Below are 21,285 nucleotides of genomic sequence, written 5' to 3'. Positions count from 1 at the left end.
TTAATATTCCGTCGCATCGCTGCGAGTGAGCCGGTTGCTTAAATAAGTCGCAATGAGACAGACGACGATGAACAGGATGGAAATGGCGTTGGCGTATCCGTACTGGCTTGCCGAGAACGCCTTGTTGTACAAGTAAACGGCCAGAAACTGCGTGGAATCGCCGGGACCGCCGTTGGTCGTCAGGAACACCGTCTCCATCTGCTTCAGCGCCGTAATCATCGCCAGCGTGACCTGTACCGTGATGACCGGCGACAGCAGCGGAACCGTAATGCGCCAGTGCAGTTTCAAGCCGGAGGCGCCGTCCAGTTGCGCCGCTTCGTACAGATCCTCGGGGATGCCCTTGACGCCGGCATAGTAGAAGAGAAGCCCCCAGCCGAAGCCGGCCCAGATCAGAATGAACAGCATGGAGCCGAGCGCCGTGCTGCTCTCGCCCAGCCAGGCATGCTTCAGCATGTCCAGCCCGAGGACATCCAGCACTTTGTTCACGAGGCCGAACGTCGGATCGAGAAGGGAGAGCCACATCTTCGAAATGACGACGACGGAGATGACGCAGGGAATGAAGAAAATCGTGCGGAACACTTTCTCCGCCTTGCCTCCGATGCGGTCCAGCAAAACCGCGAAGAAAATACAGATCGGATGCTGAATGACGATAAAGCCGATGCCCAGCAGGACGGCGTTCCGCAAAGCGAGCCAAAATTTCGAATCGTGAAACAGCAGATTGGTGTAATTGTCCAAGCCGACCATCGTCACCTTCGTTCCGGGTCCGAGCGTATCGGTGAGCGAATAGTAGCCGCTCAGAACGATCGGCGCCAGGAACGTGAGCGCAAAGAGCAGCATTCCCGGAAATACGAAGAGGAAGATGGCCGTTTTGTTTCTAAACACTCTATGCATGGTTATCCGCTCCATCCTTTAGAACGGGATAAGATCAGGAGCTACCTGATCTCATCCGTTCCTTTCTGCCCGATTACTGGCTGTCGGCCGCCGCCTGAAGGTCCGCAAGCAGCTGTTCCGGCTTCTCGTTGCTCGAGAAGAACTTGCCGAACGCGTTCTGCGTATCGTCCTTATACTTGGGCGTGCCGTAATCGATAAAGGAAGCGCCCGCCGTCGAGGTCGCATTGACGAGAATGTCCGTCAGCGTCTTCTGCACTTCGCTCTCCTTGCCGGTCAGCTCGTATTTCTGCGCCGGCACGGCTGCGCCCGTATCCCAGGCGGTCTTCGCCCACTGGTCCGCGCTCATCAGGTAATCGAAGAACTTCTTCGCTTCTTCCGGGTGCTTCGAGCTGCTGACCAGCGCATAGCCGCCGCCGTTCCAGGCGAGCAGGTCGTCGATCTTGCCTTTGCCGTCTTCCGCAACCGGGAATTGGATCACGCCCAGGTTGTTGCGGAAATCTTCCGGGAGGCTCTCGTTGGTCGCCATGCCGGCTTCCCAGGAGCCCATGTACCACATGGCCGCTTTGCCTTGGGTGAACAGGTTTTGGGAAGCGCCGTAATCGGCGGTCATGAAGGAATCCTGGAACATCTTGACGTCCCGAAGCTGCTGCAGGAATTGAGCGGCTTTGAGGAAGTTCTCGTCTTCCGTAAACTTCTTCTTCTTGTCGACCGCGTCCAGAATCAGGTTCTGATCGCCGCTGTACCGCTGCACGACGTTTTGGAACATTTCGCCGAAGCTCCACAAGTCTTTGCCGTTAATGGACATCGGAGCGATGCCTTTGTCGCGGAACGCTTTGGCGGCGTCCAGCAGCTCGGTGAACGTCGTCGGCACTTTGACGCCGTTGTCCTCGAACAGCTTCTTGTTGTAGTAGATCACTTCGTAGTCGCTGTTGCGGGGCAAGCCGTACAGCTTGCCGTTGAAGGAGAACGACTTGTACACGCCCGGAAGGAAGTTGTACTTCTCGCCCTCGTATTCTTTGGGGTCGAGCTCCCTCACGTAGCCGGCCTGAACGAGCGTATTCAACTCGGCGCCGCCGTGCACCATCGTGATGTCGAGCGGTTCGTTGGAGGACATATAGGCTTTCAGCTTGTTTTTGAACGGCTCTTCCGCCAACGTCTCCACATCGATTTTGACATTCGGGTTTTCTGCCATGTAGTGGTCGATAACGGTCTGTTCGGCAAGGCCTTGACCCGATTTGCGGTCGGGCAGGTTGGAGAAAAATCGGAGCGTCACTTTGCCCGATCCGCTGTCTCCGCCGCTGCCGCCGTCCGATGCCGTATTCGAGCTGTTCGAGCCGCCGCAAGCGGACAGCGCCCCTACGGATGCAATCGCTAAGGTCAGTATGGACGCGCGCGCCCATTTGGAATGTTTCACCATGTTTAATCCCCCTGATCGTCGATTCGGACCTGACAAGGTTCCAGTTAGAATCATAGCAAGGCGCCGCGGGGCGGTCAGTAGAGAAAAAAAGGGGAAGGTTGAAGATTGTCGAATCCTTCGCCAAAGACGTTGTGAATGTCGGGCGGGAAGACTAGAATAACAAAAAAGCGATCGGAAAGGCTTGTGATCCGGTGCTGCGCGCCTACCTGAATCTGAGTCTCAAATATAAAATCATCATTTTGTTCGCGCTGCTGATGACGATCTTCTCCACGGCTCTCGGCTACTATGCTTTCCAAACGTCCAGAACCCAAATCGTCAACAAAGTGAGCTCGACCAATCTCGGCGTCATACGCGTCGTGGAGAACAACATGCTGTCGATGCAGCGGGCGATGTCCAACTGGGTGACCGTGTTCACCATGGATCCGGTCATCCAGAAGACGATCCAGCAGGACAAGCGTCCGGCGGGCTCGCTCGATCCGATGCTCTATTCGGGTTCGACCGCATCGCTCATGAATCAGATGCTGCTCACGGGCAATTTCGACTATGTCGCCTTGTACGGCAAGGAAGGGCCTCCGCTGTTCCAGGTAGCTACCGACGACAGCAGCGGGGCGAGCACGATCCAGCAGATCGCGTCTAGCCGGATTTACGCCCAGACCGCCGCTTTGCGCGGGGCGCCCTTCTGGTTTCCGCTGACGGAGGACAACAACGTGTTCATTCAGAACAACCGGAAGGACAAGATCGGAATGACCCGCATCGTGCGCGACGTAAACAACGGAAGCACGATCGGCTTTATATTCGTAGGCGTCAACATGGAGACGATATTGGGCCAATACTTGAAAAATTTGTACGACAAAGATCACGGCATCGTCATCCTCGACTCGAACGGCGCTCCGCTTCTTGAAGCCGGCAAAGCCTTCTACAAGGGAGACGGCGCCGATTGGGCCAAACTCCGCTCCGCGGGGCAGGGGGCCGGTTCGAAAGTCGTCGAGCTGGACGGCGAGAAATTGCTGCTGTCCTACAGCAAAGGGGAGAACGGCTGGGAATACCTCTACGCGGTGCCGCTCAGCACGCTCACCAAGGAATTGAATTCCATCAAGCTGTTCGTCGTGTTGCTCATCGCGGGGTGGCTGCTCATGAGCATCCCCATCATGCTGCTCCTGACCTCGTTCCTGACCGCGCCGATCAAGAAATTGCTTCTCTCGATGCGCCGCTTCCAGAACGGCCAATTCGACGAGAAGGTCGACATTAAATACAGCGACGAGATCGGCTATTTAAGCCAGGGCTACAACAACATGGTGGCGAACATCAAGGCGCTGGTCGACGACGTCTATGTGCTCCGGCTTCGGGAGCAGGAAGCGGAATTGAAGGCGCTGCAGGCGCAAATCAACCCTCATTTTCTTTACAACATGCTCGATACGATCTTCTGGGAGGCGGAAGCCGCAGGACAGGAGCGGATCAGCGAAATGATCGTCAACCTGTCCCGCCTGTTCCGCCTGAGCCTGAACCGGGGCAAAAGCTTCACGAGCGTCTCCAAGGAGCGGGAGCTGCTCGAGCTCTATTTGTCGCTGCAGAAAATGCGGTTCAAGGATGTGCTGGATTACCGGATCGACATTCCGAGCGAGCTGGACGACTACGTTATCCTGAAGCTGATTCTGCAGCCGTTCGTGGAGAACGCCATCGTACACGGCATCGAGCGCAAGCGCGGGGGCGGCTTCGTTCGGGTCTCGGGCGTCCGGGAAGGGGACAGTCTCCGGTTCGTCATCGAAGACGACGGCTCCGGGATGGAGCCCGAGGAGCTGGCCAAGCTGACCGAGATTCGGAGCGAAAGCGACGTGCACGTCGCCCGTGAGACAGGCGGGTACGCCGTCCGCAACGTGAACGAGCGGCTGAGGCACTATTACAAGGACGATTATCGGCTCCGCTACGACAGCGAACCGGGCAAGGGCACGCGGGTGGAAATTCGCATTCCCGCGGTCAGGGAACGAGAAGGGAGTGAAGCGCATGTTCCGTCTGCTGATCGTTGACGACGAGGAGCGCGCCCGGACGGGGATCCGGACGCTGATCGACTGGGCGGCGCATCGGATCGAGATCGTCGGAGAAGCGCGCGACGGCGCGGAGGCGCTGGAGATGATGAAGACGAACCGGGTCGATATTCTGCTGACGGATATCCGGATGCCGGTCATGGACGGGCTGGAGCTGATCGGACGCGTCTCGGAGGCTTATCCGCATACGAAGTGCGTCATCATGAGCGGGTACGACGATTTCACCTACGCCCAGAAAGCGATGGCGGCCGGCGCCGGCCACTACTTGCTCAAGCCGAGCCGCCGGAAGGAAATTCTCGATCTGGTGCTGAAGCTGACCGAGGAGATCGCCGCGGAGAGACGGGAGGAGGAACGGCTGGAGAAGCTGAGAAGCGGCTTCCGCGAAAGCTTTCCCTTCCTGAAGGAGAATGCGCTGAGCCGGCTTGCGCTCACGGACAATCCGCCCTACGAGCGGCTTCTCGCCAACCTGAAGCTGAACGATATTGTGTTTCCGTATCCTTTTTTCGGCGCGATGGCCGTTCAAATCGACAATTTGCACACGATTCAGCAGAAATACGGCAGCGTCGATATCGAGCTGTTCAAGTACGCCCTGAAAAATATCGCCGAGGAAACGTTCGCTCCCTTGTGCCGCTGCGCAGCTTTCGAGCACAACGACGACCTCTTCCTCATTCTGAACGCGGAGGAGTGGCTCGATGCGAAGGCGATCGTTCCGTACGCCCGCGACATTCAGCACAATTCGGAGCGATACCTCAAGTTCACGGTATCCGTCGGCATCGGCAGTTTCGACAAGGACATCCGGCACCTGAGGACGTCCTGCCGGGAAGCGGTGAAGGCGCTGAACGCCAGGTTCTGCGGCGGCAACGGGAGAATCGCCGACTATGTGGAAGCGGCCGAGGAAGAGGACTTTTCCAATACCTCTTATCCGCTAGCGGACGAAAAAGCGGTGCTCCAGGCGGTTGCGAAGGGGGAGGAGGAGGCGATCCGGGACAGCTTGCAGGCGTTCCTGGCGTCGTTAAAGCCGGAGAGCGCCTCGAAGGACAACGTCGTCAACTCGATTTTCGCCTTGTATTTTGCGCTGTACCGTTATTGCATCGAGAAAAACGTCAACGTCCAAGAGGTTTTCGGCAGCCAGCTGACCGAAATCACCCGCATGCTGGCGCGTTCCAGCCTGGAACATATTATGGCCTCGCTCACCGATACGGCGCTTCGGGTCGGCGAGCATCTGAACGCCCGCAAGAACAACAACAAGCTGTTCGAATCCGTTCTCGCGTATATCCGGGACAATTTCCGCAAGGACATCAGCCGGGAGTCCGTCGCGCGCGAGGTTTACGTTACGCCGGGTTATATCAGCTATTTGTTCAAGCAGCAGATGCAGACGAGCTTCGTCGATTATCTTCACCGCATCCGCATCGAGCACGCTTCCCGGCTGCTGGAGGACAACAGCCTGCGGATTTCCGATATCGCGCACGAAGTCGGCTACCAGGACGAGAAATATTTTTTCCAGGTGTTCAAGAAGTACACCGGAATGACGCCGAATCAATACCGGAACAACTTGTAGACAGGGGAGAGACGGACGATGAAAAAGTTGCTTTACGGGGTTGCCTACTACGACGAATATATGCCATACGAGCGATTGGACACCGACATCGCCATGATGAAGGCGGCCGGCATCAATCTCGTCCGCATCGCGGAATCGACGTGGAGCACCCACGAGCCGCAGAACGGCGTATTCGATTTTTCGAGCGTGGACCGCGTGCTTGACGCCATGCACCGGGCGGGGATTCACGTCATTGTCGGAACGCCCACGTACGCGGTGCCGACGTGGATGGTCAAGGAGCATCCCGACGTGCTGGCGGAGACGCCGGACGGTCCCGGCCGTTACGGAGCCCGGCAAATTATGGACATTGCCAATCCGACCTATCTCTTCTACGCCGAACGCATCATCCGCAAGCTGATCGGGCACGTCTGCGGCCATCCCGCCGTCATCGGCTACCAGGTCGACAACGAGACGAAGCATTACCGGACGAGCGGACCGAACGTGCAGCACCGGTTCGTGAAATACGTCAAGGACAAATTCGGCACGGTGGAGCGGTTGAACCGGGAGTTCGGACTCGATTACTGGAGCAACCGGATCAACAGCTGGGAGGACTTCCCGTCCGTCGTCGGCACGATCAACGGCAGCCTGGGCGCGGAGTTCGCCCGCTTTCAGCGGCAGCTCGTCACCGAGTTTCTGGCGTGGCAGGCTTCGATCGTGAACGAATACAAGCGTCCGGATCAATTCGTGACGCACAATTTCGATTTCGAGTGGCGGGGCTATTCGTTCGGCGTCCAGCCGGACGTCGATCACTTCGAAGCGGCCAAGGCGCTCGACATCGCGGGGGTCGACATTTATCATCCTTCGCAGGACGAGCTGACCGGGAAGGAAATCTCGTTCGGCGGCGACTCCACCCGTTCGCTCAAGGGGACGAACTACTTCGTTCTGGAGACGCAGGCGCAAGCTTTTCCCCATTGGACGCCCTATCCCGGACAACTGCGGCTTCAGGCATTCAGCCATCTGGCCTCCGGCGCCAACATGGTCGAATACTGGCATTGGCATTCGATTCACAATTCGTTCGAGACGTACTGGAAAGGCTTGCTCAGCCACGACCTGGGAACGAATCCGACTTATGAAGAGGCGGCCACGATCGGCCGCGATTTCGCGCGGCTGTCGCCGAAGCTGGTCAACTTGAAGAAGATGTGCCGCGCCGCCGTGCTTGTCAGCAACGAAGCGTTGACGGCGCTGGAATGGTTCCCGCTCCCCGGCGGGAGCGTCCGCTACAACGACATCGTCCGTCTCCTGTACGACCGGCTGTACGAGATGAACGTCGGCTGCGATATTTTGCATCCTGGCTCCTCCGGTTCGTTCGCGCAATACGACTTGATCGTGGTGCCGGCGCTTTACGCGGCGTCGGACGAGCTGCTCGAGCGGCTGAACCGGTATGTGGAAAACGGCGGCCACGTCGTTTACACGTTCAAGAGCGGATTCGCCGACGAGCACGTCAAGGTCCGGACCGGCGTCCAGCCCGGCCTCATCGGGGAGGCGTGCGGCGTCCGCTACAGCCAGTTTGTGGAGCCGAAGTCGGTATCGCTCAAGGGAGATCCGTTCGGTGTCGGGGCGGAGCTGAACGGCGTCAGCGTCTGGATGGAGCTGCTTACGCCGACGACGGCGGAGGTGCTCGCCTGGTACGACCATCCGCATTGGGGGGCGTACGCGGCCATCACCGAGAACCGGTACGGCAAAGGCACGGCGACCTATATCGGCTGTCTGCCGAGCGCCGCCGTCATCGGGAAAGTGCTGGAGCGTGCTTGTAAAACCGCAGGGCTGTGGGGCGCCGACCAGGAGTTGCGGTTCCCGCTGATCGTCAAATCGGGAACGAACGAGCGGGGCAAGACGGTGCGGTATTATTTCAACTATTCGGACGAGCCGAGGTCGTTCGATTACCCTCATGAAGATGGATTGGAGCTGCTGGCCGACCGGCCGGTGCGCTCCGGCGAGCGGATCGAGCTGGACCGCTGGGGCGTCGCGATTATCGAGACGGCATAAGGGGCGGCAGGCGTGCGGGAGGCCGCGGGCGCAAGGGCGGAAGCGCCAGCGTGTCGGGCCCGCGCGGGCTTAGTGGGCTGAAGAGAGGAACTGGGTTCCTCTCTTGGCCGATCCGCAGGGATTGTGGGCTGAAGAGTAACGGACCGTCGATCCGTTATATCGCCGTCCGAAGCCCAATCGGGAGTCCTAGCGGACTCTAGATCCGTTATTTGTTTGAAGTGGGGCTCCATTCAACGAAAATTCGAGGAATAACGGAACGAGGGTCCGTTAGGCAGTCAAGAACGAGATAATGGCACCAAATAACGGATCCAGTGTCCGTTACGACCGCGCTCGGTCAGGGAGAGACGCTACAGGTAACTTTTCTGCAAAACCGCATTCGCAGTCCAAGGACGCCGAAAGCGGTTTTGCTTTTCCCCCGCAAAGTTGCGCCTCCGAATAAAGTGTGCTAAAATGTGCACATATTGTTACGGAAGCGGGAGGCTCGCGATTCGGTTATGGCGCAATTGAAACGGTTTGGTTTCGGCCTGCAGGCTTTGATCGTGCTGGCGACGAACGCGGAGCTCCGGTCCAGCGCGGAGATCGCCGAACAGATTCGTTGCGAACCGACCGCTCTCCGCAAAATATTGGCCCAACTGGGCGAAGCCGGCATCGTGGAGGTGAGGCAGGGCCGGGCCGGGGGCTATCAGTTGGCCCGCAAGCCCGAGGACATTACGCTGTTCGACGTTTACACGTCCTTGCACGACGAGGAGCCGATCTGGGATCGAATGCTCGATACGACCGGCAACCATTTGTTCGGAAGGAAGGTGCACGACTCTTTCAAGAAGATTATGGGCGACATCAACGCGCATGTCGTTCAAGTGCTGGGGACGTACACGGTTGCGGATATGCTGGATTAGTCGCGGCTGCGACGCTTTTTTGCGTCCTAAAATGTGCAAAATAATGCACATTATTTTCATCCCGCAACAACATTCCGTTTTAAAGGTGATGACATTCGTTGATTATCAAATGGTTCGGGCACTCTTCCTTTCTGCTTACGACGCAAGGCGGAACTCGCGTGCTCATCGATCCCTACGATCGCTTTCTCGGTTACCGGATGCCTCGCGTGGAGGCGGACATCGTCGTCGTCACCCACGACCACCGGGATCACAATCAGCTTCAGGTCGCCACCGGCTCTTACATGATCGCGAACCAGCCGCTGGACTACGAGAAGAACGACGTGTCCATCCAGGGGATCCGAACGTATCACGACAAGAAGGAAGGCGCGAAGAGAGGCGCCAACACCGTCTTTGTCCTGCGGGCGGACGGCTTGTCCGTATGCCATTGCGGCGATTTGGGCCATCTGCTCACCCCCTCGCAAATAAGCGAGATCGGGAAAGTGGACATCCTGATCGTACCAGTCGGCGGCAAAATGACGCTCAACGGAGAAGAGGCGGCGCAGGTCATGCGCCAACTGCAGCCGACTGTCGCCATTCCGATGCACTACAGGACGAAGGCGCTGGGGCTGCCGGGAAGGCTTCTTTTCGACAAAGAGGACAAATTTGTGGAGGCGGCCGGACAGCGAGCGATTACGGTGAAGGAACTGGACGTCTCTCGGGAAAATCTGGCGGATTATGCAGGCGTCGTGACCTTCCGGTATGACTAAATAACGCAAGGGAGGCTTCGACTCTTGAAAAAGGATCTACACGGAAGCCGTCCATGGACCCGGTTCGTGCTGACGCTGGCGACGGCGGTCGTGGGCGGTTTCGTTTTCAAACTGCTGCATCTGCCGATCCCGTGGCTGCTCGGTCCGATGATCGCGGCGCTCATCGGATCGAACCTGCTCCAGGGCCGCTACGCGTGGCCGGGACGAATCCGCAACGGCGGCATGATCGTCGTCGGCTATACGATCGGCCTCGCGATGACGTCCACGGCGCTGCGGGAGATGTTGCACCAGTTGCCTTCCATGCTGCTGATGACCGTGCTTCTGCTGCTGTTTTGCGCGTGCATGGCGTTCGTCGTCTCGAAGCTGTCGGATACGGATTACCGGACGGCTCTGCTCGGAAGCATCCCGGGCGGATTGACGCAAGTCGTGACGCTCGCGGAGGAGACGGAAGGCATCAATTTGACGGTCGTGACAGTGACGCAGGTCATCCGGCTTATGATGATCATCATCTGCGTTCCGCTGCTCGTCTTCAGCCCGATTTTCGATGCGACGGGGAACGCCGCGACGGATACGGCTTCGGCTGTCGTCCGGACGGCGGCGGCCAGTTGGAGCGGCTTGTGGCCGAACGGCCTCGTTTTTGCCGCAGTCTGCGTCGTATTGGCGCTCCTCGGCAACAAGATCAAATTCCCGACCGCGTTCCTGCTGGGACCGGCGATCGGCACGGCGATTTTGCAGCTGTCATCCGGCCTGCACGGACCGGCGCTGCCAACCGCGCTGATTAACGCCGCGCAGCTCGCCATCGGCACGAACGTCGGCCTCATGCTGAAGCCGGGCCGGTTAACGCACAAAGTCCGCACGTTCTCGCTGGCGATCGGAAGCGCGCTCGTGCTGATCATCGGAGCGCTTGGCCTCGCCTATTTGCTGACGAAGCTCCAATCGGTGTCCGCGGCGACCGGCCTGCTCAGCCTCGCTCCCGGCGGGATGGACCAGATGGGCATCATCGCCCACGAGATCGGCGCCGACCTGTCGATGGTGGCGGGATATCAGTTGTTCCGCACTTTCTTTATCTTCTTGGCCGTGCCGCCGTTGATCCGGCTTCTGTTCCGGCTCTCGGACGGACGCGCCGCGCAAAGGCAAGGCTCACGGTAAAGCGCAGGCAACCATCTTAGTTCACGGAGGAATGGACCATGAGCAAGCTGCAACTCGATTTTCAAAAAACGGCGCTCGTTCTCATCGACCTTCAGCAGGGCATCGTGCGGATGGCGAACGGTCAAGAGACGGTGGAGAAGGCGGCCCGACTTGTCCGGCTTTTCCGGGAGAAGGGCGGATTTATCGCGTTCGTGAACGTCTCGTTCCTTGACGGCAAAGACCGGTTGAATCCCCCTACGGATCATCCGGCGCCCGCAAGCGGGGGATCGATGCCGGCGGATTGGGCGACACTCGTTCCCGAGCTCGGCGTCGGGCCGAACGATTATGTGGTGACCAAGCGGCAATGGGGCGCTTTTTTCGGCACAGACCTGGATCTCCAGCTTCGCCGCAGAGGGATCGACACGATCGTGCTGGGCGGAATCTCGACGAACATCGGGGTCGAGGGCACGGCTCGCGAAGCGTTCCAGCTCGGCTACAGCCAGGTGTTCGTCACGGACGCCATGAAAGCTTCGAGCGAGGAGGAGCATAATTATACGTGCCGTTATATTTTTCCGCGGATCGGCAAGCTTCGGACGACGGAGCAATTCCTCGCCGAGGTCCAAGGGTAAATTGCACGCATGCGGATCGACCGAACGGGATAAAATGGGATCATGCGCTTGACGATCCGGTGTTGACATTTCCGGAGACGTGCCATATAATGGCCAGTAACTTCATATCGAAATGTAATGATTAGAAATAGTAGAAGTGACATGACCTTGCAGAGAGCCGTTGGCCGGTGCGAAACGGCAGCGTCGTTCATTTCGAACTCGTCTATGAACAGCTGCCCGACAATGTAGGGTAAGACGGAATTCCACCGTTACAGGGATAGATGGTGATGGCCATCGAATGAGCTCATTCCGCATGCGGAATGAATTAGAGTGGTACCGCGGGTTCAACCTCGTCTCTAGAACAGAGACGGGGTTTTTTTGTTGGTTAAATTCCGGGTTTAACCGACCCCGCTTCACATATAGATAGACCGCGGACCAGAGGTCCGGCGGTGGTGGGTCGGCCGCGCGAGCCGAGTTGGCGGCTGTAAGATCGAAAATCGATCTTATAAGCTCCGTGGGAGCGCCTAAAGGGCCTCCCGTCTGCAAGTTCGCAAGCAAAACAAATCAAGTACGCGCTGAGCTCAGCCTGACTTTTTGTAAAAACTACAGAGGAGGAAAAACGAATGAGCCGCAAAATCATCGTGTTGGATACGACGCTGCGTGACGGCGAGCAGGTGCCGGGCGCCAAATTGAACGTGCAACAAAAAATGGAGGTCGCCCAGCAACTGAAGCGGCTGAACGTCGACATTATCGAAGCCGGATTTCCCGCGTCTTCCGCCGGGGACTTCCAGGCCGTGCGGGAGATCGCCCGCACCGTAGGCGACAGCGTCTCGATCACGGCGCTCGCCCGCGCGGTCAAGAGCGACATCGACGCCGTCTACGAGAGCGTCAAAATCGCGCAAAATCCGCTCATCCATATCGTGCTCGGCACGTCGAACATTCACGTGGAGAAGAAGTTCAACCGCTCCAAGGACGCGGTCATGCAAATGGGCGTCGACGCCGTCAAGTACGCCAAGACGCTGCTGCCCAACGTGCAATATTCCACGGAGGACGCCTCAAGATCGGACTTCGAATATTTGTGGCGGACGATCGAAGCCGTCGTCAAAGCCGGCGCCACGATGATCAACGTGCCGGACACGGTGGGCTTCGCCGTCCCGGAGGAATTCGGCGACCTCATCCGCCGCATCAACGAGCGGCTGAAGAACTTGAACGAGAACGTCGTGCTCAGCGTTCATTGCCACAACGATCTCGGCTTGGCGACGGCCAATACGCTGAGCGCGATCAAGAACGGGGCCGAGAAGGTCGAGTGCACGATCAACGGATTGGGCGAACGGGCGGGCAACGCCTCGCTCGAGGAAGTCGTCATGGGCATCAAAGTGCGGGAGAGCCATTACAATTGCTACACCGACATCCGCACGCAAGAGATCATGCGCACTTCCAGGCTGGTCAGCCATATGACAGGTCTGGACGTGCAGGTGAACAAGGCGATTACGGGCGAGAACGCCTTCGCGCATTCCTCCGGCATCCATCAGGACGGCTTGCTGAAGGATAAGCGGGTGTACGAGATTTTGTCGCCGGAGGAGGTCGGAGCGGAGAGCATGGAGCTCATCCTGACGGCCCGGTCGGGACGCCACGCCTTCAAGAACGCGGTCGAGAAAATGGGCTTCGAGGCGGGCGAAGGCGAAGACTTCGAGGCGTTGTTCCAAAAATTCCTTACGCTGGCTGACGCCAAGAAGGAAGTGTACGATCACGACGTTTTCTACTTGGTGACGAATCACCGCACGATCGATCAAAGCGACAAGCAGCTTTTCGAGCTCGAATCGTTCCAGGTCGTCAGCAACGACCGGCATCCGACGGCGACGGTCTCCTTGAAGAAAGGCTCCGAGATTGTGACGGACAGCGCCGTCGGTGACGGTCCGATCGACGCCTTGTATAGCGTCATCAAGTCGCTGGTCGGGCTTGACGTGGAGCTCAAGGACTACAAAATCAACAGTCTGTCGCGTGGCAAGGAAGCAATCGGGCGGGTCAACATCCGGATCGAGCACCAAGGGAAAATGTACTCCGGACGCGCGATGGACACGGACATTATTAAAGCGAGCGCGCTTGCCTTCCTGAATGGCGTGAATGCCGCCTTGCTGGACGTTGTCCACGCTTGACCGGCGACACTGCCTGAAGAGAGGGGATAGAACGAGCAAGCGCGCGGTTAATCCAAAGCCTGTTGCGGGAGATGGGCTGCGCGAAACGGGTAATCGATACGATATGGGCGGCCGCCGGCCATCCCAAGGCCGTGTTCGATAAATGAAGAGAACGAAGCATGATACCTCTCGCATGCATCGCCAAGAGGCTAAACGGCAGGAATACGCCGTTTAGCCTCTCGGCTTGTCCGGGACTATACGCGAATGTCGAGCGTTCTCCCCAGGTTCGGATCCAGGCTTTGACTTATCATTTGCACGAGATTTTGCCCTTGCTGCTCCATCTGGCCTTTGGCCATCGCCAATACTTTTATCCCGACCGCCTGCGACAGCGACGATTGGCTCATGGATGTTGACAGCGACGCGATATCCAAAGCTTACCACCTCCCCATCCCTAATATCGGCACCGGACGCCGATTTATGAAATTCCGCAAAGTCCGCCGCATCTGAGGGCCTCGAATATACACGGTCCGCGGCAACAGGCGGCTTTGGATATGCGCGACTGCAGCATCCAGCCGATTCTGAGCCGTGCCGCCGCGATAGCGATCTGATCGCTATTCGGCGCGTACGCCGGTCAGTTCGAAAATTTGCTCGCATGACGCCCCCCTTCCCCCACGGACCGGACCCGCCGCTTGCCGCTTTACCGCGGCATAGCTTTGGCGTTGTCCGGTTTCGCCGCGCATGCTTGCGCGAATTCGGTGCGTTTCCTATACTTGGAGCAAGTCCTTTGAATATGTGAGCGACGATGACGAAGAAGAGTAAGCCGATCGCGCCCCGACAGGGACGGCTCGCCGGAGATTGAGAGCGTGCCGCGGGAGATGTCCGGCCGAAGTTCGCTTCCGAGTCGCCTCCTGAACATGGCGTTGAAACAGTAGGGAGAGCCGGTTCACGCGCCGTTATCGCGTTCGAGCGAGAAGCTTGTTTGTTCGAAGCTGTCTAACAAGGCTGGTACCGCGGGATTTCCCGTGCCTTGGCGGACGGCTTTTTTATTTTGATCCCAAAAAAGGAGTGATGGTTATGGACCGTTTGGAGACGCTCAGGGGCAAGCTGGACGAAGTCAACTTGAAGCTGCTGGAGCTGCTCAACGAACGCGCGGGCATCGTGCGGGAGATCGGGGAGTGGAAGGAAGAGAAGGGAATGGCCAAGTTCGACCCGATCCGCGAGCGAGAGATGCTGGAGACGCTGGTCAAGCATAATCGCGGGCCGTTCACCGACGATCAGGTCAAGCATCTGTTCAAGCAAATTTTCAACGTCTCGCTCGGTTTGCAGGAGGCGGGGCGCAAGAAAGAGCTGCTCGTCAGCCGCAAGCGCAGGCAAGAGGACACCGTCGTCCACGCCAAGCACGTCGCCATCGGCGGCCCGGCCCGGACGCTTATCGCCGGCCCCTGCTCGGTGGAATCGTACGAGCAACTTCGGGCTGTTGCGGCAGCGTTAAAGGCTGTCGGAGTGCAAGTGATGCGCGGAGGCGCGTTTAAGCCTCGCACTTCGCCTTACGATTTTCAGGGTCTCGGCGTCGAAGGGTTGCAAATGTTGAAGGAGGTTGCGGACGAGTTCGGGCTCGTGACGATTAGCGAGATCGTCCACCCGGCCCATATGGAGCTTGCGGAGCGGTACATCGACATGATCCAGATCGGCGCCCGCAACATGCAAAACTTCGAGCTGCTCAAGGCGGCGGGGGAGACGCGAATGCCGGTCGTGCTGAAGCGGGGCATATCGGCGACGATGGAAGAGTTCGTGCTGGCGGCGGAATACATCGTCTCGCGCGGCAACGAACAGGTCGTCCTCATCGAACGCGGCATCCGCACCTACGAGAGATGGACGCGCAACACGCTCGACATTTCCGTCGTGCCGATTCTGAAGCAGGAGACGCACCTTCCGGTGCTTGTCGACGTCAGCCATTCCACCGGGCGCAAAGACATTCTCGTACCGTGCGCCAAAGCGGCGTTGGCGGCCGGCGCGGACGGCATCATGGTCGAGACGCATCCCGATCCCCAAACGGCGTTAAGCGACGCGGACCAACAGATCGACCTGGAGCAATTCCGGGCGTTCTGCGACGCCGTCCAGCAATCGGGGCTGCTGCGCAAATAGACCTCGTTCGATTGACAGATTCGTTCCCATTGAACATAATAAATGAAAACAAGTACGGGGAAGCACCTCACAAAGCCGAACACATGATGTGGACGTTTGCGGGGTGCTCTTTTTCTATGCGCGCGCCTCTCGACGTCATTTTGAGCGATCGTGACGGAGCGGGGAATGCTGAATTTGTTCATCGGAGGATACGGCCTTTTCGGGCAAGCTGCCCTGTGTGCCGTTTACGCTGAGCGATATTTTTCAAGAGATGGTGCAATAAAGCAGCCGGTTAAAGAGAGGGAACGACATTGACGTTGCAGCAATTGAAATACGTAATCGAAGTCGCGCGAAGAGGCTCGATGAACGAAGCCGCCAAGCGGCTGTTCATCTCCCAGCCGAGCCTGTCGAACGCGATCAAGGATTTGGAGGAAGAGCTGGGGATTACGATTTTCGAGCGGACGAACAAAGGCATCTCGCTGTCGACGGAAGGAGCGGAATTTCTCGCTTACGCGCGGCAGGTGGTCGAGCAGGCGGAGCTGCTGGAGAGCCGCTACCTGAATGCGAAGCCTTCGCCTCAGCGCTTCTCGGTGTCCACCCAGCATTATGCCTTCGCCGTGAACGCGTTCGTTCATCTGGTGAACGAGCACGGCCAGGACGAATACGAATTGGCGCTGCGCGAGACGAAAACGTATGAAATTATCGAAGACGTCCGGACGATGCGCAGCGAGATCGGCATCCTATATTTGAACGAGTTCAATTCCAAGGTGATCAACAAGCTGCTGCATTCGGCGAATTTGCAATTCAACAGCCTGTTTACGGCCAAGCCGCACATTTTCATCAGCATCCATAATCCGCTGGCGAAGCAATCCGAGGTGACGATCGACCAGCTCCAGCATTATCCATACCTGTCGTTCGAGCAGGGCGAGTACAACTCCTTTCATTTCGCCGAGGAAATTTTGAGCACGCTCTCCCATCCCAAGAGCATCCGCGTCAACGACCGGGCTACGCTTTTCAATCTGCTCATCGGCTTGAACGGTTATACGATCTCGACCGGGGTGCTGAGCGCCGACCTGAACGGCAATGAGATCATTCCTGTCCCGCTCGTCTGCGACGAATCGATCCATGTCGGTTGGATTTGCCATAAGAACACCGCGCTCTCCAAGCTGGGGGTCGCTTATGTCGAAGCGCTCAAGCGGGCCGTTGAAGAGAGCAGGTGACGTTTGCTCGAGCGGGGGCGTTATAGCTTTTGATCTATAGCTGACTATAGTTTATTGGAGTTGCTTCATAACGAGAGTGGCTGGTATCTTTCTTTTATCGAACGCGATAAGGAGAGAGTTTCCATGTGCCAAATGTTTGTTCATGCAACAACGAGAGAGGCGACGCCGTATCGGTTCGACGTAGTCGGCAGCTTTTTGCGCCCGCAAGCGCTCAAGGAGGCCCGGCTCCGGTTTCAACTGGGCGAGATATCCGCCGATGAGCTGCGGAGGGTCGAGGACGAAGAGATCGTCAAGCTGGTGGCATCTCGATTTTATGTGGGGCCTGGACGGTGTGGAAAAGGCTGCGTCGGAACGCGGCTATCCGTTCCAGGGTATGGAGACGAGAACGGAAACCGCGCGGCTGTGCGGGAAGATCGGCTTCTCCGGCCATCCTTTCGTCGAGCACTTCAAGTTTCTGAAGCGGGTCGCCGGGGAAGGCGCCGTCGCCCGCCAAACGCTGCCGGCTCCCGCGCAATTTCTGGCCGAGCTGCAGCGCGGGGACAATGCGGCGATTACGCGGGCTTTTTACCCCGACCTGGATGAATTGATCGCCGACATCGCAAGCGCCTACCGGACCGCAATTCTCGCTTTCTACGACGCGGGCTGCCGCAGCGTGCAGTTGGACGATTGCACATGGGGAATGCTGTGCGACCGAGACTACTGGCAAGCGAGGCAGCGGGACGGCGAAGATGTCGCCGCGACGGCGAAGCTGTTCGCCCGGGTCAATCGGGAAGCGATCGCCGGTTTGCCGGACGATCTGATCGTCACCACCCATGTGTGCCGGGGGAATTACCACTCGACCTGGGCTTCCTCGGGCGGCTACGAGCCGGTTGCGGAGACGTTGTTCGGCATCGAAGGGCTGGACGCGTTCTATCTGGAGTTCGACACGGATCGGGCGGGCGATTTTACGCCGCTTCGGCATTTGCAGGGCGGGCAGGTCGTGCTCGGCCTGTTCTCCTCCAAGACGGGCGAGCTGGAGGACAAGGAGACGATTCTCGGCCGCATTCGGGAAGCCGCGGAGATTGTGGACATCAACCGCATTTGTTTGAGCCCGCAATGCGGATTCGCTTCGACGGAGAAGCGTCTGCGATCATTCGCTCCCCCGATTGGCGACGGCTTTCGCGACCGCCGGCGCCGATTTGCCGCCGGAGAAAGAAGACGCCGTTTCCAACTTGATCATGCCGATCACCTTGACGGAACGGAGCAGCTTCAGCGCTTCCTCGATCTGCTCGTCGGTAATAGGAGATCGATCGCGCGTTTGCCCGGCTGTCCGAAGGCGGCCAGGTGATGATGCCGCTCGAGGCTTCGCCGTGGAGCGCCAAGTTCGGCTGGGTCGCGGACCGCTTCGGCGTAAATTGGCAGTTGAATTTGGACAAAGCGTAGGACTCAAGGACAAATATATAGTTGGAAAACTTAAGCTCCGGCGGGATTGGCCCTCCGGAGCTTTTTTCGATCGGACGTTTCTGATGTTAGCCATGGGGCAGTCCCGGTCCATAGAAGGAGGGGTTGCCCCGATTTGTTTCGGCCGGCCCGATTGCCGTTAGAAGCGGCGGCCTGCGAGCTGCTGCTCCGCCATTTGCACGAGCCGCCGGGTAATATTGCCCCCGAGGCGTCCGGCATCCCGGGTGAGCATATTGCCGTAATACCCGTCCTGCGGAATTTCGATGCCAAGCTCCTGCGCAATCTCGAACTTCATCTGTTCCAGCGCCGCGCGCGCGTTTTGCACCACTATCTGGTTCCGGTTGTTCGCCATGCCATTCACCTCCATGATTTGCCACTTAATATGCGACGGGGCGTTTCCTTTTATTCAAACATTTACCGGGCCCTTCGCGGCTTGCGAAGTGCTACAATCGGTATATTGAAAATGATATACGGACGGTGTACGGCTATGTTTCTTCCCCCGACGCTGCTCGAACGCACGGAGCTGCCTTTTGACGACGACAGTTACATATTCGAACCGAAGATCGACGGGCACCGCCTCCTTCTGTCCATGGAGAACGGCGTTCCGAGGCTCTACACCCGCCATGGCTTCGACGTAACCGGGCAGTATCCGGAATTGCACCGGGTACCGGTAAGCGACGGTACCGACGTCGTCCTTGACGGCGAAGTGGCCGCGGTGGACCCGGCATCCGGCGAGATCCGCTTCGATACGCTGATGGAGCGCTACCGGCTGAAGAAGGGAATCGACATTCGGGAAGCCTCGGTGACTCGTCCGGTCGTTTATTTCGTGTTCGACGTCCTGCGGTACGGAGGAGAAGATTGGCGCGGAAAACCTCTGATGGAACGCAGAAAGTGTCTGGAACGGATCCTGGAGCCGAACGGACGGTTTCTTCTCGTTCCGGCGGTGGAAGGAGAGGGCAAGCGGCTGTACGAAGCGATTCGTGACGGAATGGCGGAAGGCATCGTGGCCAAGTGCAAGGACAGCGTCTACGCGGGACGCCGCGATCCCAACTGGCTGAAGATCGACCGTTATCGCTTTAAGACGGTTCCCATTATAGGTTATCGGAAAAACGGCTTCGGCTGGCTGATCCGCTACGAGGAGGGGGGGACGGACGTCTTGCAGGAGAGCGTGCCGCTTCCGTACCGACAGGCGCTGCTGGGCGTAGCCGGGGCGATCGCCGCGGGTGAGGATCGGAACTTCGTCTACGTCGAACCCGTGCTGAAGGCGAGAATTCGCTATCGGCGGCGGGCGGCGGACGGAACGCCGCGGTCCCCGGAATTCGTCGGGTTCGCCAACGGCTGAAGACTGCGCTTCCTCCAATAGCAAAGGCCGGGAACGCGGAGTTTCCGGCCTTTGAACGTTGGTGGGCACGTTATCGCAAGTTCGGAATGTCCACGGCCGGATCGACGTCCGCCTCGTAATCGACGCCGTCGGTCTCGAATCCGAACAATTGGAAAAATTCGCGGCGATAGCCGGCGATATCCGACAGCTCGTTAATGTTGTCCGTGGAGAGCTCGGTCCAGATCCGGTCCACTTCCTTCTGCACGTCGGCGAGCATCTCCCGGTCGTCCAGCCGGATGCGGCCTTTGTCGTCGACCGGCGTCTCGCCGGGGGCGTACAGGCGATCGGCGAACAAGCGGTACATTTGCTCGATGCAGCCTTCGTGGATGCCCTTCTCCTTCATTACTTTATACAAGGCGGAGATGTACAGGGGCACGACCGGAATCGCGGAGCTCGATTGCGTCACCACCGCCTTGTTAACCGATACGAAGGCGCGGCCTCCGATCGGAGACAACTTCTCCTTCAACCGAAGAGCGGTCGCTTCGAGGTCGTCCTTGGCCCGGCCGATCGTGCCTTCGCGGTAAACGGCGTGGGTAATTTCCGGGCCTATGTAAGAGTAGGCGACGGTCGTGGCGCCTTCGCTCAACACGCCGGCTTCGAGCAGCGCGTCGATCCACATTTGCCAATCTTCGCCGCCCATGACGGCGATCGTCTGCCGGACTTCGTCTTCGGTCGCCGGTTCGATCGTGGCGACGGAGACTTCGCCCGTGTGGAAGTTGACCGTCTTGTTCGAATAAGCGGGGCCGATCGGCTTGATGACCGAGGAGAACGTTTCGCCCGTTCGCGGATGCGTGCGGCGCGGCGAGGCCACACTATAGACGACCAGATCGACCTGCCCGAACTCGGTCTTGATCAGGTCGATCGTCTTCGCCTTGATCTCGTCGGAGAAGGCGTCTCCCACGATGCTGAACGATTTGCGGCCGGCTTCGTTGGCGGCTTGCTCGAACGCGGCGGAATTGTACCAGCCGGCCGTCGCGGTCCGCGAGCCTTCCGCGGCTTTGTCGAAGTAGACGCCGATCGTATCGGCTCCGGCCGCGAAAGCGGCGACGATGCGGGAGGCGAGGCCGTAGCCCGTCGAAGCTCCGACGACGAGCGCCTTCTTCGGGCCTCGTACGGCCGGCCGGGCTTTCGCGTATTCCACTTGGCGCCTAACCTGGCGGGCGCAACCGACCGGATGGGCGGTCGTGCAGATGAAGCCGCGTGTTTTCGGTTGAATGATCATAGGATAGTTTGTCCTTTCATCATTAAATGGCGATGCAGGCTACGCTAATGATTTTACCGAATTTTGGGCCGATAGGAAACGGGATGCGGAAGAATGAAGTGGAATAAAGCTAATTGCGATGTCCGGGAAACCGGACGCGACAAAGGTTGAAAGATGAGCGAAAATAAATTTTACCCCAAAAACAAGCGGAAAAATGCGGGGCTATGGGCGTAAAAAGAGAGGCGGAGCGAAATTCCACCCCAGCCTCCCGATGTGGTAATAAATAGTAAACAGGCGAGTCCATCCATGGTAAAATTGTAATTGACGAGAAAACAATTTTCACTATGAGAGGGGTCGCCTGCTATGGCTATTATACCACAACTGAAACTGTTTGAGTGGAATGAAATTCAAACGCTTGGAGACTTGGATCGTCTGCGTCTGGTGCTGGACTACATGCCGGACGAGGAATTGAT

16 protein-coding genes, 2 pseudogenes and 1 other annotated feature are annotated in these 21,285 nt (G+C 58.3%); of the genes and pseudogenes, 13 read left to right on the top strand and 5 right to left on the bottom strand.

Annotated elements, in window-relative coordinates; translation table 11 throughout:
- Positions 1-891 (bottom strand): carbohydrate ABC transporter permease, encoded by an 891-nt coding sequence (locus tag G485_RS0108920; protein WP_027092280.1) that lies wholly within the window; start codon positions 889-891, stop codon positions 1-3.
- A gap of 73 nt (positions 892-964) precedes the next feature.
- On the bottom strand, positions 965-2,308 hold the full coding sequence (locus G485_RS25705) for an ABC transporter substrate-binding protein (RefSeq protein WP_051318126.1): 1,344 nt from the start codon (positions 2,306-2,308) through the stop codon (positions 965-967).
- A gap of 191 nt (positions 2,309-2,499) precedes the next feature.
- Between G485_RS25705 and G485_RS0108910 the strand changes: the two genes are divergently transcribed.
- From G485_RS0108910 to G485_RS0108875, 8 genes are all read left to right on the top strand, one after another.
- Complete coding sequence (locus tag G485_RS0108910; RefSeq protein ID WP_027092279.1) at positions 2,500-4,332, top strand: cache domain-containing sensor histidine kinase; 1,833 nt, start codon at positions 2,500-2,502, stop codon at positions 4,330-4,332.
- Positions 4,310-5,908 carry a response regulator gene (locus tag G485_RS0108905; protein WP_027092278.1) on the top strand — a complete coding sequence of 533 codons (1,599 nt, stop codon included), beginning with the start codon at positions 4,310-4,312 and terminating at the stop codon, positions 5,906-5,908. Before G485_RS0108910 ends, G485_RS0108905 begins: the two co-directional genes overlap by 23 nt.
- Positions 5,909-5,926: 18 nt before the next feature.
- The gene (locus tag G485_RS0108900; protein ID WP_027092277.1) at positions 5,927-7,933 is read left to right on the top strand and encodes a beta-galactosidase; all 2,007 of its coding nucleotides are present in this window, start codon (positions 5,927-5,929) and stop codon (positions 7,931-7,933) included.
- Positions 7,934-8,427: 494 nt separating this feature from the next.
- Positions 8,428-8,829: an Rrf2 family transcriptional regulator gene (locus G485_RS0108895; RefSeq protein WP_027092276.1), complete on the top strand. Its 402-nt coding sequence runs from the start codon at positions 8,428-8,430 to the stop codon at positions 8,827-8,829.
- A gap of 98 nt (positions 8,830-8,927) precedes the next feature.
- Positions 8,928-9,575, top strand: coding sequence for an MBL fold metallo-hydrolase (locus G485_RS0108890; protein WP_027092275.1), 648 nt, complete (start codon positions 8,928-8,930; stop codon positions 9,573-9,575).
- A gap of 24 nt (positions 9,576-9,599) precedes the next feature.
- Positions 9,600-10,724: an AbrB family transcriptional regulator gene (locus G485_RS0108885; protein WP_027092274.1), complete on the top strand. Its 1,125-nt coding sequence runs from the start codon at positions 9,600-9,602 to the stop codon at positions 10,722-10,724.
- A 38-nt stretch (positions 10,725-10,762) separates the two neighbouring features.
- Positions 10,763-11,332: an isochorismatase family protein gene (locus G485_RS0108880; RefSeq protein WP_027092273.1), complete on the top strand. Its 570-nt coding sequence runs from the start codon at positions 10,763-10,765 to the stop codon at positions 11,330-11,332.
- A gap of 108 nt (positions 11,333-11,440) precedes the next feature.
- Positions 11,441-11,672, top strand: a binding site (T-box leader).
- Between the two features lie 262 nt (positions 11,673-11,934).
- Positions 11,935-13,467, top strand: coding sequence for a 2-isopropylmalate synthase (locus G485_RS0108875; protein WP_027092272.1), 1,533 nt, complete (start codon positions 11,935-11,937; stop codon positions 13,465-13,467).
- Positions 13,468-13,700: 233 nt separating this feature from the next.
- Here G485_RS0108875 and G485_RS28915 read toward each other — a convergent pair whose 3' ends face one another.
- The gene (locus G485_RS28915; protein WP_084423218.1) at positions 13,701-13,877 is read right to left on the bottom strand and encodes a YjfB family protein; all 177 of its coding nucleotides are present in this window, start codon (positions 13,875-13,877) and stop codon (positions 13,701-13,703) included.
- Positions 13,878-14,514: 637 nt separating this feature from the next.
- On the opposite strand from G485_RS28915, the gene G485_RS0108865 reads away from it, so the two are divergent.
- The 4 genes and pseudogenes from G485_RS0108865 to G485_RS25695 all read left to right on the top strand — a co-directional run.
- Positions 14,515-15,591 (top strand): bifunctional 3-deoxy-7-phosphoheptulonate synthase/chorismate mutase, encoded by a 1,077-nt coding sequence (locus tag G485_RS0108865; RefSeq protein WP_027092271.1) that lies wholly within the window; start codon positions 14,515-14,517, stop codon positions 15,589-15,591.
- A gap of 290 nt (positions 15,592-15,881) precedes the next feature.
- Positions 15,882-16,790: a LysR family transcriptional regulator gene (locus G485_RS0108860; RefSeq protein WP_027092270.1), complete on the top strand. Its 909-nt coding sequence runs from the start codon at positions 15,882-15,884 to the stop codon at positions 16,788-16,790.
- Between the two features lie 123 nt (positions 16,791-16,913).
- Positions 16,914-17,910: pseudogene (locus G485_RS25700) on the top strand (5-methyltetrahydropteroyltriglutamate--homocysteine S-methyltransferase); the annotation flags it as partial.
- A gap of 161 nt (positions 17,911-18,071) precedes the next feature.
- Positions 18,072-18,212, top strand: a pseudogene (locus G485_RS25695) (VOC family protein); the annotation flags it as partial.
- A gap of 157 nt (positions 18,213-18,369) precedes the next feature.
- On the opposite strand, the gene G485_RS0108845 reads toward G485_RS25695, so the two are convergent.
- The gene (locus tag G485_RS0108845; RefSeq protein ID WP_027092269.1) at positions 18,370-18,582 is read right to left on the bottom strand and encodes an alpha/beta-type small acid-soluble spore protein; all 213 of its coding nucleotides are present in this window, start codon (positions 18,580-18,582) and stop codon (positions 18,370-18,372) included.
- Between the two features lie 135 nt (positions 18,583-18,717).
- Here G485_RS0108845 and G485_RS0108840 point away from each other — a divergent pair, with 135 nt between their 5' ends.
- Positions 18,718-19,572, top strand: a complete 855-nt coding sequence (locus G485_RS0108840) for an ATP-dependent DNA ligase (RefSeq protein ID WP_027092268.1) — start codon at positions 18,718-18,720, stop codon at positions 19,570-19,572.
- A gap of 70 nt (positions 19,573-19,642) precedes the next feature.
- Here G485_RS0108840 and fabV read toward each other — a convergent pair whose 3' ends face one another.
- Complete coding sequence (gene fabV / locus G485_RS0108835; RefSeq protein ID WP_027092267.1) at positions 19,643-20,833, bottom strand: enoyl-ACP reductase FabV; 1,191 nt, start codon at positions 20,831-20,833, stop codon at positions 19,643-19,645.
- Positions 20,834-21,285 lie beyond the last annotated feature (452 nt).

The organism is Cohnella thermotolerans DSM 17683, from assembly GCF_000429825.1.
GTDB classification, from domain to species: domain Bacteria; phylum Bacillota; class Bacilli; order Paenibacillales; family Paenibacillaceae; genus Cohnella; species Cohnella thermotolerans.
The sequence above is the reverse complement of the archived record's forward strand: the minus strand, read 5'-3'. Positions and strand labels throughout refer to the sequence as shown.